15 protein-coding genes and 1 pseudogene (1 of these 16 running past the window's edge) are annotated in these 15,407 nt (G+C 35.8%); 9 read left to right on the forward strand and 7 right to left on the reverse strand.

The annotated features are described in order from the left end of the window. Nucleotides 1-19: 19 nt before the first annotated feature. From IPH52_07485 to sucC, 4 genes and pseudogenes are all read right to left on the reverse strand, one after another. Nucleotides 20-1,423: a serine/threonine-protein phosphatase gene (locus tag IPH52_07485; protein MBK7054885.1), complete on the reverse strand. Its 1,404-nt coding sequence runs from the start codon at nt 1,421-1,423 to the stop codon at nt 20-22. Between the two features lie 175 nt (nt 1,424-1,598). Then, nucleotides 1,599-3,176, reverse strand: coding sequence for a TolC family protein (locus IPH52_07490; protein MBK7054886.1), 1,578 nt, complete (start codon nt 3,174-3,176; stop codon nt 1,599-1,601). A gap of 169 nt (nt 3,177-3,345) precedes the next feature. Continuing rightward, complete coding sequence (gene sucD / locus IPH52_07495; GenBank protein MBK7054887.1) at nt 3,346-4,233, reverse strand: succinate--CoA ligase subunit alpha; 888 nt, start codon at nt 4,231-4,233, stop codon at nt 3,346-3,348. A gap of 16 nt (nt 4,234-4,249) precedes the next feature. Further along, nucleotides 4,250-5,418 (reverse strand): annotated as a pseudogene (gene sucC, locus IPH52_07500) (ADP-forming succinate--CoA ligase subunit beta). Between the two features lie 235 nt (nt 5,419-5,653). On the opposite strand from sucC, the gene IPH52_07505 reads away from it, so the two are divergent. After that, complete coding sequence (locus IPH52_07505) at nt 5,654-7,336, forward strand: methyl-accepting chemotaxis protein (GenBank protein MBK7054888.1); 1,683 nt, start codon at nt 5,654-5,656, stop codon at nt 7,334-7,336. 1 nt (nt 7,337) lies between these two features. Here the strand turns inward: IPH52_07505 and lysS are convergent, their stop codons facing one another. After that, nucleotides 7,338-8,894 carry a lysine--tRNA ligase gene (gene lysS, locus IPH52_07510; GenBank protein MBK7054889.1) on the reverse strand — a complete coding sequence of 519 codons (1,557 nt, stop codon included), beginning with the start codon at nt 8,892-8,894 and terminating at the stop codon, nt 7,338-7,340. 303 nt (nt 8,895-9,197) lie between these two features. On the opposite strand from lysS, the gene IPH52_07515 reads away from it, so the two are divergent. The 7 genes from IPH52_07515 to IPH52_07545 all read left to right on the forward strand — a co-directional run bounded on the left by IPH52_07515 (nt 9,198) and on the right by IPH52_07545 (nt 14,105). Further along, nucleotides 9,198-9,419 carry a hypothetical protein gene (locus IPH52_07515; GenBank protein MBK7054890.1) on the forward strand — a complete coding sequence of 74 codons (222 nt, stop codon included), beginning with the start codon at nt 9,198-9,200 and terminating at the stop codon, nt 9,417-9,419. Between the two features lie 74 nt (nt 9,420-9,493). Next, nucleotides 9,494-9,760, forward strand: a complete 267-nt coding sequence (locus IPH52_07520; GenBank protein ID MBK7054891.1) for a hypothetical protein — start codon at nt 9,494-9,496, stop codon at nt 9,758-9,760. Between the two features lie 20 nt (nt 9,761-9,780). After that, a complete protein-coding gene (locus IPH52_07525) occupies nt 9,781-10,329 on the forward strand; it encodes a hypothetical protein (GenBank protein MBK7054892.1) in 549 nt (182 codons plus the stop codon). Nucleotides 10,330-10,654: 325 nt separating this feature from the next. Next, nucleotides 10,655-11,473, forward strand: coding sequence for a hypothetical protein (locus IPH52_07530; GenBank protein MBK7054893.1), 819 nt, complete (start codon nt 10,655-10,657; stop codon nt 11,471-11,473). A gap of 414 nt (nt 11,474-11,887) precedes the next feature. Continuing rightward, nucleotides 11,888-12,238 (forward strand): hypothetical protein, encoded by a 351-nt coding sequence (locus tag IPH52_07535; GenBank protein ID MBK7054894.1) that lies wholly within the window; start codon nt 11,888-11,890, stop codon nt 12,236-12,238. Nucleotides 12,239-12,501: 263 nt separating this feature from the next. Then, entirely contained in the window at nt 12,502-12,924 is a 423-nt protein-coding gene (locus IPH52_07540) for an OsmC family protein (GenBank protein ID MBK7054895.1), read from the forward strand. Continuing rightward, on the forward strand, nt 12,921-14,105 hold the full coding sequence (locus IPH52_07545; GenBank protein ID MBK7054896.1) for an aminotransferase class I/II-fold pyridoxal phosphate-dependent enzyme: 1,185 nt from the start codon (nt 12,921-12,923) through the stop codon (nt 14,103-14,105). The genes IPH52_07540 and IPH52_07545 overlap by 4 nt, the downstream gene beginning before the upstream one ends. Before the next feature lie 126 nt (nt 14,106-14,231). Here IPH52_07545 and IPH52_07550 read toward each other — a convergent pair whose 3' ends face one another. Next, nucleotides 14,232-14,675 (reverse strand): transposase, encoded by a 444-nt coding sequence (locus IPH52_07550; protein MBK7054897.1) that lies wholly within the window; start codon nt 14,673-14,675, stop codon nt 14,232-14,234. Between the two features lie 15 nt (nt 14,676-14,690). Here IPH52_07550 and IPH52_07555 point away from each other — a divergent pair, with 15 nt between their 5' ends. Then, nucleotides 14,691-14,930, forward strand: coding sequence for a hypothetical protein (locus IPH52_07555; GenBank protein MBK7054898.1), 240 nt, complete (start codon nt 14,691-14,693; stop codon nt 14,928-14,930). A 156-nt stretch (nt 14,931-15,086) separates the two neighbouring features. Here IPH52_07555 and IPH52_07560 read toward each other — a convergent pair whose 3' ends face one another. Then, a protein-coding gene (locus tag IPH52_07560; protein MBK7054899.1) for a hypothetical protein crosses the window boundary here: on the reverse strand, nt 15,087-15,407 show its 3' portion. The gene runs 39 nt beyond the window's last position; the window shows 321 of its 360 coding nt (coding positions 40-360); the start codon falls outside the window, past its right edge; its stop codon occupies nt 15,087-15,089.

The following is a 15,407-nucleotide window of genomic DNA, read 5'->3' on the forward strand; positions in this document are numbered from 1 at the left end:
TTTGGTTTCGACTGGATTTTTATTCATGCGCAAATCCATGGTAAGTAATTTTTAAAATGCTTAAATCATCACTAAAGTCTCCAAAAGTTTTCAATTCCGCTACTATTTCCGGGAGGTTGCCTTTTCTTCTTTGAACGCTTCTCGGAAATAGAAATTCATCCTGGTTTATCGTTCGTTGTTTGGTTGAATTGAGAATCAAATCATCCTTACCATCAGAGCCAATGAATAAAACATCGCCAGCGACTAATTGGGTGTATTCGACATGTGGGAAATGGGATAAGGCTCCGAGAGTCCCGATTTTTCTATAATCGTGATGATCTTTTAATAGAGCGGCTGTTTCATCTCGATAGAGAATTGCCTCTGGATGCTCTGCATTTATGTGGTATAGATTACCGGTTCCTTCTTCCAATAATCCGATGAACACGGAGGCTAACATTGCTCCTTCAAAAGATTCAAATATTCTATGCATTTCCCTTGCGGAATTGATTAGCCATTCTTGGGGAGAAGTGTTATTATCCTTTGTGTTGCTTTCCGAGTTAGCAAGAATGGATTTACAAATGACACCGAGCACTAAAGCTCCGCAAGCTCCTTGCATCGATTTTCCCATAGCATCTGCATTCATAAAAAAAATGAATTTGCGATTATTAAAATACAATTCATCCGCAATGAGTAGGTCTCCACCGATTTCAAGCGTTTGATTCTTAAAGGTAAAAGATTTTTTCTGTTTTAATAGAAACTCTATTTCTACAGATTTACTCTTTGCAAAATTGCCTACAAATGGTTCCATGAGTCTAGCGGTTAATGCATAGTCTGCGTCTTGTTGTAATTTTAATAAATTAATTTTATCCAAAGAAGAACTCAGTTCATTGTTCTTCTCATGAAATTGAAAATAGATTTGATATATAACGCTATTAGCCGTTACACAGGCAAGGAATAGAAGTGCCGTGGATAATAAAATGGAAAAAAGAGTGATTTCTGTGACTGATTGATTTACGATGTTCGTATACGGGAATACATCAAACTTTGTCAGGATTAAGACTGCGAGAAATGTGAAACAATTTCCAAATGTTGCATACAGTCCTCTAGCTCGAATTAAATCAATTGAACTAGTAGCTGTAGAATACACATATCCTAAAAGAGCGGGTGAATAAGATAAGCCGGTATAATAGACGCAAACTGTAATAAAGCAAATATCAATCGAAGCAGGGATATACCAAAGTAGCGGATACTTTTTGTAAGTCTTAAATCTATTCTCTATAAACCAGAACCAGAATAGTGAGATAAAAAAGACCAGGACTCCAAAATACAAAGCAAAGCCGAAGTCATAGACTGAGTATATGATTATAAAAATACTATTTGATGCTGTCCTTGCAATATTCGATGGCCTTGCGGATTTAATTTCCTTCCAATCAGAATCACTCATTAGTTTAGGCTAAAAAGAAAGGTTATTTCGTAAAGAAAATCTTATTAGAAGAATAAAATTGATTCTTACTTTGTAGTCGAGAAAGAAATTTTCATGATACTCAAGTCATGGCTTAATTTTCCGTAGTCTCTCATCTTTATATAAGATTGCACTCGGATGCTTCTGTGGCTAAAAATTAGAATTCGTCTGGAATAATTTTGTCTACGTCGATATCGAATTTTTTTAGAAGAGAATTCTTTGCAACTTCATAGCGTAGAATGTTGATATTAAAATTAATCTTTGCCTGTGTTTCCTGTAATTCATTTTGGACTAAAGTGTCTAACGCATTTTTTACAGCCACAGCAGTAAATCTTCCCTGGCGGAAACTACCGAGTAACCCATTGTAATAACTCTCTGATTCTTTGCGAGTCTTCATTGCATTTTGTAGAATTTTATGACCTATGATCACTGCATCCACACGAGCTCTTACTTCGTCGGCAATTTCTTTCTTAAGATCATCTTCCATGATGGCGACTTGGCGTTGGAGTATATGCGCATCACGCATTTCTGCTTTTACACCGGTGTCAGCAATAGGGTAGGTAAGCCTTGCACTCGCGTTTAGATTGTGGTATTTTAAAGAAGGAATTCCATTGGTTCCATTTACAAAATTTTCTTGGGGTGAAATCAGTGTTTGCCCCTGATATGCATAAGACCCACTTACTTTTAAAGAGGGAAGTGCATTGTCATTCGCATTTTTAATGGAAAGCTCTGCAATCTCTTTTCTAAGCTTCATACTTTTCCAATCGCCTCGGTTTTTGTAAGCAAATTCCAAATCCTTTTCATAATCTAAATTGGTCGGAAGTTCTGTTTCTAGATCCGTAATATTTCCAATTTCTGAATCAGAAGTTAAGTTGAGGTTACGAATAAGTTTGCGTTTATTTTCATCCCGCTCTAATTTTGCTCTTTCTAATTGGTTTTCGGTTTGGGTATAAAGTGCATTCCATTGATTGATTTCAAAATTTTCAGCTAGACCAAGTCCTGTTTTTTGCTTTGTTAAATCACGGATATTTTTTGTGTTTTTTAAAAGTTGTTCGAACGTTGTAGTAGAGGAGTCCGATACCGAATAATTCCAATAATCCACAAGGGCAGCTACAATCGTATTGGAAAGTCGAAGTGATAAATCTTCTTTTGTAATTTCGGATTGGTTTTTCAAAATCTTTTGGTTATTTCTGTCTTGTAAGCCAAATGTGTTTTTGAGCAGGTCTTGCGATATGGTTGCTGTGATAGCACCCGTATACAAAGGAGGAATGGCTAATCCGCGGAAGCCGCTAGGACTCTTCAATGGATCTTCGAAAGCGTTATTATCAAATCGTTGCGTGCTCGCATCAATTTTAAAATAGGTTCCCGTATTGAAGATTTTTTCTATCCCCATATTATAACGATTGGTTTGACTTTTGGTTCCCGAAAGAAGGTTTGCCTGGTTGTAGGGGAGTTTACTTTCTACTATTTCGGCACCACCCACTAATCTCCAAGAATACTTGGATTCGGATTTCATGAATCCAGAATCATATTTTACCAATTCATATTTTGCATTGCGAATCGTTGGATTAAACTCAACAGAGCGCTGGACAGTTTCCTTGAGAGTAAGCTTTAAAACCTTTTTAGGTTTCTCGTCTCCCTTTACAGGTTTGCCATTATCCTCTGCCAATTTCTGAGTTTCCTCGGCTATTGTTTTCTCTGCATACGCAGGATTAACCGTTACTGCTAAAATCATTGCTAAAAAAATAATTCTAAAATTCATAATTCTCCTTCTACCTCACCTAACCCCACATCTTTTTGTATTGTCAGATTCTAATAAGTAGCCCTTCCCTCCTTAAAGGCGAAGCCAGGACTTCTAGGAATTCTACAAGAACTAAAAGATTTGGGGTGAGGTCAAGTCAAGTCTATTTCCCTAAAACTTTTTTCATGGTTGAGCCCATGTCGGCAGGGGAAACACAAACGTGAATGCCTGCATTTTTCATAGCATTCATTTTAGATTGTGCTGTTCCCATACCACCTGTGATAATTGCTCCAGCATGCCCCATACGTTTTCCAGGAGGTGCAGTCTGACCTGCGATGAAACCGACTATCGGCTTTTTAATGTTAGCCTTAACGAAAGCAGCCGCTTCTTCTTCTGCTGTTCCACCGATCTCTCCAATCATGATAATTCCATCTGTATCAGGATCTTTATTTAAAAGATCGAGTGCATCAATATGGCTCATTCCAATGATTGGATCTCCGCCGATACCGATACAAGTGGATTGACCAAGACCAACGTTTGTTAATTGACCGACTGCTTCATAGGTTAGAGTTCCTGACTTGGAGACAACACCGATTCGCCCCTCTTTGTGAATGAAGCCAGGCATAATACCGATTTTGCACTTACCCGGACTGATAACACCCGGACAGTTTGGACCCACTAATTTAGTCTTAGAGCTTTTTAGAACGTTATACACTCTAGTCATATCATGAACTGGAATGCCTTCTGTGATGCAGATAATAAGAGGAATTCCGGCAAATATCCCTTCGAGGATTGCATCAGCAGCAAAAGCAGGAGGAACAAAGATTGCGCTTACATTAGCTCCTTCTTGTTTCATTGCGTCTTTTAATGTGTTGAAAACAGGAACGCCATGATCACTTAATGTTCCACCTTTTCCTGGAGTTACTCCTGCTACAACTTTTGAACCATAGGGAGTGTTGTATTCAATCATTTGAGTTGTGTGGAATGAGCCTTCTTTTCCAGTGATTCCTTGCACTACGATTTTAGTATTTTTATCTAATAAAACTGACATTGTTTTTTCCTAGTAATTATTTACCCAATAATTTTGGGATTTTTTCTGCTGCATCAAGTAATTCGTCTGCGACTATGATTGCTAATCCGCTGTCTGCTAGAATTTTCTTGCCTTCTTCTGAATTAGTGCCCTTTAAACGAACCATGATCGGAACTTTTATATTAACCGCTTTGGCAGCTTCTAAGATTCCAAGTGCAACACGGTCACATCGGACAATACCACCGAAGATATTTACGAAGATTGCTTTTACATTAGGATCTCCTAATATGATTTTAAATCCATTCGTAACAGTAACAACATTAGCCCCACCGCCAACATCTAGGAAGTTAGCAGGCTCTGCACCGGCTAGTTTAATAATGTCCATCGTAGCCATCGCAAGACCAGCACCATTTACCATACAACCAATATTGCCATCTAGTTTTACATAATTTAGATGAAACTCGGCTGCTTGTAATTCTAAAGGATCCTCTTCGGTCTTATCATGGTAAGCCATATTTTCTGGATGACGATAGGCTGCGTTATCATCGAAGGTCATTTTACAATCGCCAGCTACGATTTGATTTTGCTTTGTGAGGATAAGAGGGTTTATCTCGAGGAGTGAACAATCTTCTTTCATATAAGCTTCATAGAGTGCAGTAAAGAATGGAACTGCTGACTTGACTGCTTCCGAATTAAGACCTAGACTATAAGCTATTTCACGTGCCTGGTTTGGCTGAATTCCAACTCCCGTATCAATTTCAATTTTGGTAATTTTTTCAGGGTGTTTTTCTGCTACTTCTTCAATGTCCATACCGCCTTCGCGGGAAGCCATTACAATTGCTTTTTTTGCGGAACGATCTAATAGCAAGCTTATATAAAACTCTCTATCGATATCAATGCCTTGTTCTAGATAAACTTTCAGAACTCTTTTTCCTTCGGGACCTGTTTGGTGAGTGATAAGTTGCATTCCCAGAATTTTATTTATAGCGGCTAACGCATCATCTTGGTCCTAGTAACTTTTACGCCACCACCTTTGCCTCGCCCACCTGCGTGGATTTGCGCTTTTACTACAACGATGGGAGAATGTTTAGAGACTTCTTCATATGCCCTTAGTCCTTCTTCCTTTGTTTCAATGACTACACCGAATGGAACGCTGACTTTGTGTCTGCGTAATACTTCTTTTGCCTGGTATTCGTGAATTTTCATAATACATTCCTGATTTAAGATAAAAGAGCGCAATTTCGCGCCTATGATATACAGTTTTTGGTATAACTATATTGTCAGCTAAAAAAAATGAATGGGCAGATGAGACAGAAGTGCAAGATTATTTTGTAAATTGCACTTCGAACGAGTCTATATGTTAATAAAAAAATATCTAGTTAAAATGAGTTGGGTGTAATTAGTATTTGAATGAAATGATATGCCTAATAAATTACATTGTATGAAACTTAGCACTAGGCTTAACCTAATTATTGGAACAACGCTGGCGGTTTTTTGGGGGTTTGCAGTCGTCATCGGAATTTTTATTCAGAACTATCATACAGACGAAATCGTAAAAGACCAAGCAGTTCATACCGCCAATTCAGTCATGAATGGATTGAATTTATTGATGCTAAACAATGAAATGGAAAAAAGCGAATTTCTTTTGAAGCAGAGTAATAAGCTAGATGGGATGAGGGATATTTACACGATCCGCTCGAAATACGTCAACGAAGTTTTTAATAGACCTCTCGATTTTAAAGAACCCAAAGATGAAAAAGAAAAATCTGTATTGGAGAAAGGTGAAATTTTTTCAGAAAGAATTCAAGGAAAATCAGGACCTGAAATCAGGATCATCGTTCCTTATATTGCAAAGACGGATAGGCTTGGAATTAATTGCTTGGGTTGTCATAGAGTAAAGGAAGGTCAAGTGATTGGCGCTCTCAATATGGTAATGTCTATTGAGAAAGAAGAAGAATTTACAGCAAAACTAAAATATATATTTTTATTCTTAGCGATTCTTGGTGTTAGTATGGTCGTAGGAATTATTTATTATTCTACAAATAAAATGGTGAATCAGCCATTGAGTAAACTTGTGGATATATTACATCTTGTATCGAAGGGGGATTTAACTGTTAGCCTTAGACCGCATGGTGTTACAGGAGAATTAAGGGAGTTATATAATTCAATGAATCACTCGATTCAATCGTTTCGAGAAACACTAAAAGAATTAAGCTCCTCCTCAGATGAATTAAGACTTTCTAGTAAGAGCCTCAGTGAATCGGCTGATTTAATTCTTACCAATTCAAAAAATCAAATTGAATCTGTGGATAAATCTTATTATTCGCTAGAAAATCTATCCGAGAATTCAGGGAATGTGGGACGTCATTCAGAGAAGCAAGCTCTCCTTTCCGATGAAGCATCTTCTAGAATGAATGAACTGACTGACTCAATCGAGAAAATGAACTCCGATATAAACTCTATTCGTAAAGAACAAAATTTATCGGCTACTCAGATTAAACAAAGCCATGAATCACTTGAAATGATTAAAGTTAATATGGAAGAGATTAATTCCAGTGCAAGAGGAATTTCTGATATACTCGGAACTATCAATGAAATAGCCGATCAAACACAGCTTCTTTCGCTTAACGCTTCCATTGAAGCAGCAAGAGTGGGAGAAATGGGAAGAGGTTTCGCGGTAGTAGCCCAGGAAATTCGAAAGCTTGCAGAAAGCTCAACGCTCGCGGCGGAAAATGTCAGAAAATTAATTTCTCAAAATCTTTCCATTATTCATAAGGGTTCTCTTTCTATGGATGGAGTAAGTTCTAATCTTTTGCAAATGTTTGAAGCAATTGAAGTGAATACGAAGCGTATCAATCTAGTCGCAGAAGAATTTGTCCATCAAACAGAAAGCATTGCAAATTCGAATAAAAAGATTCAAGAGCTAGATGAATTATCGAAAGAAATTAAAGGCTATTCGATGAGTCAATATGATGCAAATCTGAAAATCAAGGACTCGTTTGGCGTTATCCGCGAAAACTCAAATGAGTTCATTGATATTTCTAAGGAATTAAATGATAGATCGGCTCGATTCAAACAAGAATCAATCAAGCTCGAATCTATCATAAAGAAGTTTAAGTTTTAGTTTATTCCGGTCGCATGAGCGGAAAATAGATAGTATCCCGAATGGATGCGGAATCAGTGAGTAGCATGACAAGTCTGTCAATACCGATTCCAAGTCCACCTGTTGGAGGCATTCCATATTCCAGTGCGCGAATATAATCACTATCCATCATAAATGCTTCGTCATCACCTTCTTCTCTCATTTTCACTTGCTCTTCGAAACGTGCTTTTTGATCGAATGGATCGTTTAGCTCCGAGAAAGCATTTCCGATTTCGCGTCCTACAATATAGGGCTCAAATCGTTCAACATAGTTTGGATCATCTTCTCTGGATTTTGCCAATGGGGAAAGCTCTTTCGGAAAATCAGTGATAAAGATTGGCTGAATTAAATTTGGCTCTACTTTTTCTGAAAAGACTTCGTCAGCAATTTTCCAAATGGAAGTTGTTTCCTCACATTTGATTCCGATTTTCTTGGCTTTTTCTTTTGCTTCGTCTAATGTTTTGATTGTAGAAAAATCGATTCCAGAATATTCTTTGATGATACCAACGTATGTCTTACGATTCCAAGGTGGGGTTAAATCAATATTATCCTGTCCGTATTTGAATTTTAAACCTTTACCAATCGCATTGGCTACATGCACTATCATTCTTTCGCAAAGTTGTAGCATTGTTTCCATATCACCATAAGCCATATAAGCTTCCATCATTGTGAATTCCGGGTTGTGTTTAATGGAAATTCCTTCGTTTCTAAAATTACGATTGAGTTCGAAGACTCTATCCATTCCGCCTACGATTAGTCGTTTAAGATAAAGCTCAGGTGCAATTCTTAAAAACAATTGCATATCAAGTGCGTTATGATGTGTCGCGAAAGGTCTTGCTGCCGCACCACCTGCAATTGATTGCATCATTGGAGTTTCTACTTCGAGAAATCCATCTTTCGTAAGAAAGTTACGAATTTCAGCGATGATTTTACTGCGCATAATGAATGTTTCGCGCACATGATCATTTACTACTAAATCAACATAGCGCATACGGTATCTTAGCTCTTTGTCTGCAAATGCGTCAAACACGACACCGTCTTTTTCTTTTGCGATTGGAAGAGGGCGAATGCATTTTGCTAAGAGTTGGAATTTAGTTACATGTATAGAAATTTCACCAGTCTTTGTTGTGAATAAATATCCTTCTACACCTAATTGATCCCCTAAATCGAGAGTCTTAAAAATATGATACTGAGTATCTCCCAAATCTTTTTCGGAAGCGTATAATTGTATTATGCCGTCACGGTCTTTTAAATGTGCAAAGCTAGCTTTGCCCATGATTCGTTTGGATTGAACTCGACCTGCAAGTTTGTGAATGATATGAACCTTACTAACATCAACGTCTGGTGTTTTTTCTTTCTCCATTTTTTGGAGGGTTTCGTTTTCATTCATTATAAGAGTATAATTATTAATTAACTCTTTGGAATGACTGTCAGGAAAAAAACGGATCGGGTAGGGATTGATTCCTAATTTCTTAAGCTCTTCTACTTTCTCAATTCGTTGGTCAATTAATTCGTTATGCTCTAATTCGTGTTCATTCATATTAATAAGCAAACTTTAAGATTTAAGCAAAGAGTCAAGGGAAAAAACAGAGATTACCGCCAGTATAACCAATACAGAGTGTTACCCGTATCTTTTCTTTTAGTTGCTGATGCATGAAGTATAATAGGAGTAATAATCTCAAGTAGGCTATCAAAGATACTCAAATCGGCGTTTTTAGTATCTTTGATAGTATTGTTGATATTATCCTTAATAGTATCCTAGATACAAAGGAAAGTAAAAGGAAGCTTGATATTGGGGGCTTTTATAAGTAGTAGGAACTTTTCAAGATTACCACCGATGGACATGCGTTGGTCGCGAATACTTGGAGCGAAGGGGGGACTGAACACCGATGTGTTGGAAGCTGTTACCCCGGTCATTTCGAACCTCGCGTATGCTACTGGTTTTTTCAGGGAAATATTGCCGAGCGTGAGAAATCTATTGGGCAAAGAAACGAAGATGGAAAGAAAGATTATTTACCACGAAGAACACGAAGTTCACGAAGAAGGAAAGAATGACTCGCATTGATGTTTTATGCTTAGCGGTTTAATCAAATAGATGTCGTGTAATTACAATTAGCGTACAATAAAAAGGAGAAAACTATGGAAGAAATAGATGGACTAGCATTAGTAGAGTTACTTAAAGAGACTTATTCAGCAGATAATAATTTACAATTGTCGAGAAAAATCGGAATCAATGCTGCTACTGTCGGAAATTGGGAAAAAAGTAAACTATCAAAAACACTTATCAAAAATTTTATGAAATCAATAATTAAAAAAGAGCGAAATACTATTATTGGGACTGATTTTATTGATTATGCCAAACTAAATACAATAAAGATACTGACACTAGCATTTCAGACTTTCTAGGAATAACTCAACCTGCTATTGTGAATTGGAGAAAAAAAGGTCTTACTATTCGTTCTATATATGAAGTTCTCGAAAAATCTAAAACTGCTCATACAAAAACAATTGTTTCGCCAGTAATTGATTTTTTTCCTATCGATCAAATGAAATCCAGTCAAGGAAAGAATTATGAAATTTTAGATAAAAAAAAAGAAAATCAAGAAGCGCTTCGCAATGAACTAAATAGTCACTATGGAATTTACATGTTTTATGATTCAAGAGGAAATTCAATTTACGTTGGGAAGGCAAAAGATCAAACTTTATGGAAAGAAATGAATTTTGCTTATAACCGTGACAGGAGTAGTCAGACTATAAAATGTGTCCCACACCTTAAAATTAATCGCTTCAATGCGGAAGAAGAAAAGAAAAGACAAATTAAAGTAACAAAAGTTTTTTTACATGATATTGCCGTTTATTTTTCAGCGTATAAGGTGGATACACATTTTATTGATAATCTTGAGGCAGCAATTATTAGGATGTTTCCTAATAATCTTTTTAATTCGAAAGTAGAAAAATTTAAAGGTTTAAAATGAACGCTTTATATAGTAATTGCATCTGCACCTAACAAAGAGTGAGCCACTGCGAAGCCAAGAGAAGATGTGGCTTCTTGCTCCGAGCCGGTATAATTGTGTTAGCCACACTTTGTAGTTTTCTTGTCAGACTCATGCAAGTTCGGTGCCTTTACTACTGTTACAGGACAATGCTAGTAGTTGGTCGGCTTGGAGACATGACTTTAAAACTCAAAAGGTGCTACCGCTCTTTCGAGTTTTAAAGTCATGTCGGATACTCTTAACGTTATGCGAAAGAAAATCGAGAACTACAAAGAGTTTTTAAAATTTTAGAGGAATTACTGTTAATATGATTGATGAATTAGTGAAAGACGTCTATGCAAAATTTGGTTTAGCTTATTACTTAACAGAATGTATTCATCGGAATTTATGTAATATTTTTACTTTTAGTTCTTTTGAATCTAGTGAACATATTGTAAATGGGCGAATTGAGGAAAAATTAAATTATTCTTTCTATAAAACATTTAATCAAATCTATATTGAGACGAAAAAAGATTTACCGGATGAAATTAAAAATCAAATGGACATAGCAGTTAAAAAAAGAAATTATTTGGCTCATCATTTTTGGTTTGAAAAGGTAAACTATTTATTTAATGAAGATAAAATAGTCATTTTATTAGATGAATTAGAAAATGACTATATAAATTTTTTTGAAAGTATAGACTCACAATTAGATACTACAGCCAATTCTTTAGCCTCCAAATTGAATCTTCCAGATGCAATTTTACAAGAATCTTTAAACGAAATACTTAATGGTAAAAATTGGGACGAGATACAAACACAAAGAAAACTAAATACAAAAGAATTACTAATTGCTGTTTGGGATGTAAAAGTAAATAATGGAGTGTCGTTAATTTTTGAGTTAGCAGATAAAACCTTTTGGCAATTAACTGATATAGGTTTAGGATGGACAGAATTTAAAGAAATATCTGATACTTGGATAAGAAATAATTCTATAACTCCTCATTTGCCGGCTCATATAGAACCTAGACCAAAAAATATTAAACCGTGGGATTATGAATTAGAAATAAATAGTAAAATTTTATGGGTTAAATTATCAGAAAAAGAAAAAAAAATTAAATGGGGACTCAAAGAAAAAATAAATTAGAGTAGGAAAACTTTTACAATTTCCGATTTTCCTTCACCTAACTCTGAGTATCCACTTCGAGAGAGGACTCTATCCACTTGCACTCCAAGCCAGCTTAATTGTATAAATGAAAACTTATTAGTATACTTGATTAATATAACCACTGGTAAAGAAAACACCCATAAACGCATATTCAAACAACCCGATGTTGCATATTCAACAAAGGACAGTGCAAGCAGGTGGTCTATATTTTGTAAACCTATCAGAAATTACTTGACTAACTTTTTAATAACTGTATGGTATTCGAACAAAATTACGAGGTAATTCAATGGAAAAAATATATTAATTCTATTATTCAGTTTTCTCCTTTCGCCTTTGTTTGCGATTGAAAAAATTGAGCCTGATCCTGCCGCAGCTAAATTAGTAGGAGAGTTTATGAATGCTCTTACAATTGCAGATGAAGCTGAGCGGTTACAGGCTATTTTACCCTTAGTGCACGATAGTTTAAAAACCAAAGACAAGAAAGATTTGTTTTCCAATGTGAAACAATTTTCTTATAAGCGAGCCGTCAATATGATAAAGCTTTATAAAAATCCAGTAGAACTTGGTGATGTGCATAAGGGATCTGTATCAACAATAGGATTCAAAGAAACAGCCGAAACAGGAAGAAGAGATAAATACTTTGTTAAAAAGAAAGAAGGTATAAATGGATTACCCGCTCCTATTCATGTCTTTATTCCTGAAGGTGGTGGAGCACCTAAAATTTACGACTTCGGAGGTCTATAATAAAAATTTTTGCCACAGAATCACTGAAACAATAAGGTAAGTGCGAAAATATATTTTACCTTATTGAATCGGACTCTGTAGCAAAAATATGAAAGTCAATCATTATTATCTTTTTTAAAAAAACTTTGACATTGTAATTCATATTTAAATTCTATAAAAGACCAAAAAAGAAAACTCTGCGTCTCGGTACCGGCGCCTATGGTGAGCAAGCTAAGCGCGTCGAATCCATGGCAAAAAGAAACTCTGCAAAGGAAATATAGAAATTGAAAGTAGAATTAAAGCGTATTAACGAACCCTATCATTTTGAAGCAACGAATCAAACAGGAAATTCCATTCACATTGATGCATCTCCGCAAATTGGAGGAACAGATAAAGGTGTGCGACCAATGGAGCTTCTCCTCATGGGACTTGCTGGTTGCGCAAGCATTGATGTAATTAATATTTTACGAAAGCAAAGATTTACAATCCATGATTTCAAGGTCACTGTCGATGGTGAGCGAGAAACTGGAAAAGATGCTAATTTGTTTACTGATATCGTAGTAAATTTTTCTGTAAAAGGGGATATTGAGGAAGAAAAATTGGTGCGAGCTATTGAACTCAGTTTAGATAAATACTGTTCTGTTTCAAAGACTCTTGAGAAGACTGCAAAAATCTCATACAAGTATTTAATTGAGAGGCAAATATGAATTATCCTGAATCAGAAAATTTTGAGACAAAAGCAATTCGAATACAAACAGAGCAATCTGAAAATAGAGAGCATAGCGTTCCCATTTATATGACTTCTAGTTTTACTTTTGAGGATGCAGAACAAGCAAGGGCTCTTTTTGCAGATGAAATTCCTGGAAATATTTACACTCGTTTCTCCAATCCGAATAACAGTGAGTTTGTGCAAAAAGTATGTGCATTGGAGAGAGCAGAAGATGGAATCGCTACTGCTTCCGGTATGTCTGCGGTTTATACAAGTCTTGCGGGAATTTTAAAATCAGGAGATCATATTCTTGTCTCAAGATCAGTCTTTGGGTCTACTCATCAAATTCTAACTCAAATATTTCCTCGAGTTGGAATTCAGTTTACCTATGCGGATATTGCAAAACCCGAAGATTGGGAAGCTCTCATTCAAAAAAATACTAGAATGGTATTTGTAGAGACTCCCTCCAATCCTTCACTAGATTTAATAGATTTAGAGTGGCTTGGAAAATTAACCAAGAAACACAATTTAATTTTGAATGTTGACAATTGTTTTTGCACCCCATATTTGCAGCAACCAATTCAGTATGGCGCAGATTTGGTTATTCATTCAGGAACCAAATACATGGACGGGCAAGGTAGAGCAATCGGTGGAGTCATTGTAGGTAGAAAAGATTTAATCCAAGAAATCCGTTTTTTTGCCAGACACACAGGTCCTTCTCTTTCTCCTATGAATGCTTGGATTCTTTCTAAGAGTCTCGAAACACTCGCAATTCGTATGGAGCGTCATTCGCATAACGCATTAAAATTGGCTGAATTCTTGGAAATTCACTCCGATGTGGCTAAAGTTATTTACCCGTTCTTACCTTCTCACCCTCAAAATGAATTAGCTAGAAGACAAATGAAATTAGGCGGAGGTATTGTAAGCTTTCTTGTAAAAGGCGGAATTGAGAGAGGTAGAAGATTTTTAAACTCACTTGAAATGTTTTCACACACAGCAAACCTTGGGGATACTCGCACAATTGCAACGCATCCAGCTTCAACAACGCATTCAAAATTAACAGATACAGAGCGTGCGTTAGTTGGCATTGCACCAGGACTTATTCGAATTTCGGTTGGACTTGAACATATAGAGGATATTATTAGGGAAGTGAAGGATGCATTGGAGAAATCCAGATAGCTCTTCTTCGATTCTCTACCCTGAATGGTTCATCTCCGATTAGATTTCCCTGATAGGTTTATTTGTAATAGGACTGGTTGAAATTCTAAAAATTCTGTCAAATGCCTATTAGAGTTGTTGAAAAATTCATTTTAAAATACGCTTCTTAAAACCTAGGTGTAAATTCCAGAGTCCACACGAAATCCAGAAAACTAATTCTGAAAATCCGATTTTAATATTTCGAAAAACATTGGTAGTAATACTAAAGCGTTTAACTCCAGCTATTGTATTTTCAATTAAAACTCTTTTCTTGCTTATGAGCTTATTTTTCTTTTTGTCGATGGGTTTAAGTTCTTTACCTTTTGGTTTCTTTTTCGGCTTAACGATATTTGCCTTTGGATAATCTTTTTCAATGCCTTCGAATCCATTATCCATAAGACAAGAAATATCCTTTGGTATCGAACTGATGAAATCGGTATCACGTGCATTTGTTATATCATGCGTTTTTCCGGAAATAGTTTCAGATAAAAACAAAATTCCTTTCTGTTTATTTGTTAAAATTAAATTCTTGGCACTGCAGCATCTTTCAATGATCCAATATATCTCGTGACTGATGGAACCAATCTATTTGTAGCTGATAAGACTAATAATGTGATTCGAAAGATTGTGATCGCAACCGCAGTCGTAACTACTTTATCAGGACCGTCTACTGCAATAGCGGGGGGGTATACTAACAACTCGGTATTCAGTAGTGCCTTGTTTGATAAACCAACTGGGATTGTATCGGACGGAAATAAATTATACATCATGGACTCAAAGAATTTTACGATTCGACTAATTCAGTGAACAAAGGATATGTTTTCAAAAAAAGAAAACCGAGCCTTACAATAAACATTCCCTGTATAATCTTAAAATAAGTGAAACGTAAATCTACTTATACTCTTCTTAATGTTTATCGCATAAGTATGTGGTCTGCTTATCAAACTTTTCTATTTGGGAAGTCTATTGGTTGTTATCGTAGGATTCAATTACTAACTTAATGAAATCATAAAAGCTAGGAAAAAGCATGTTATAATTTTGTTTCATAAATATTTTCAAGTTCGTATTAAAGGGTTCACAATTATTTTTATCGTAGTAATGCATATTAACCTCATGATAGTAATTCATTGTATCATTGGAAAAATCAATTGGATATAGGTCTAATTGTAGCACGAATGAATTTGTAAAATCTAAAATTGCAAATTTCTTTGCTATAGTTGATTGAGTCAAATAGTAAGTAGTTTCATTTACTATGAACAGAGGCTTTATTAATTCATCCTTATC

Source organism: Leptospiraceae bacterium (assembly GCA_016708435.1).
Taxonomy (GTDB): Bacteria; Spirochaetota; Leptospiria; order Leptospirales; family Leptospiraceae; genus UBA2033.

What these genes read in the sequence shown, in the direction of transcription:
- IPH52_07505 (MBK7054888.1), top strand. Translation starts at nt 5,654, where the DNA reads ATGAAACTTAGCACTAGGCTTAACCTAATTATTGGAACAACGCTGGCG.
- lysS (MBK7054889.1), bottom strand. Translation starts at nt 8,894, where the DNA reads ATGAATGAACACGAATTAGAGCATAACGAATTAATTGACCAACGAATT.
- sucD (MBK7054887.1), bottom strand. Translation starts at nt 4,233, where the DNA reads ATGTCAGTTTTATTAGATAAAAATACTAAAATCGTAGTGCAAGGAATC.
- IPH52_07485 (MBK7054885.1), bottom strand. Translation starts at nt 1,423, where the DNA reads ATGAGTGATTCTGATTGGAAGGAAATTAAATCCGCAAGGCCATCGAAT.
- IPH52_07535 (MBK7054894.1), top strand. Translation starts at nt 11,888, where the DNA reads ATGAATGCTCTTACAATTGCAGATGAAGCTGAGCGGTTACAGGCTATT.
- IPH52_07520 (MBK7054891.1), top strand. Translation starts at nt 9,494, where the DNA reads ATGGAAGAAATAGATGGACTAGCATTAGTAGAGTTACTTAAAGAGACT.
- IPH52_07530 (MBK7054893.1), top strand. Translation starts at nt 10,655, where the DNA reads ATGATTGATGAATTAGTGAAAGACGTCTATGCAAAATTTGGTTTAGCT.
- IPH52_07545 (MBK7054896.1), top strand. Translation starts at nt 12,921, where the DNA reads ATGAATTATCCTGAATCAGAAAATTTTGAGACAAAAGCAATTCGAATA.
- IPH52_07490 (MBK7054886.1), bottom strand. Translation starts at nt 3,176, where the DNA reads ATGATTTTAGCAGTAACGGTTAATCCTGCGTATGCAGAGAAAACAATA.
- IPH52_07515 (MBK7054890.1), top strand. Translation starts at nt 9,198, where the DNA reads ATGCGTTGGTCGCGAATACTTGGAGCGAAGGGGGGACTGAACACCGAT.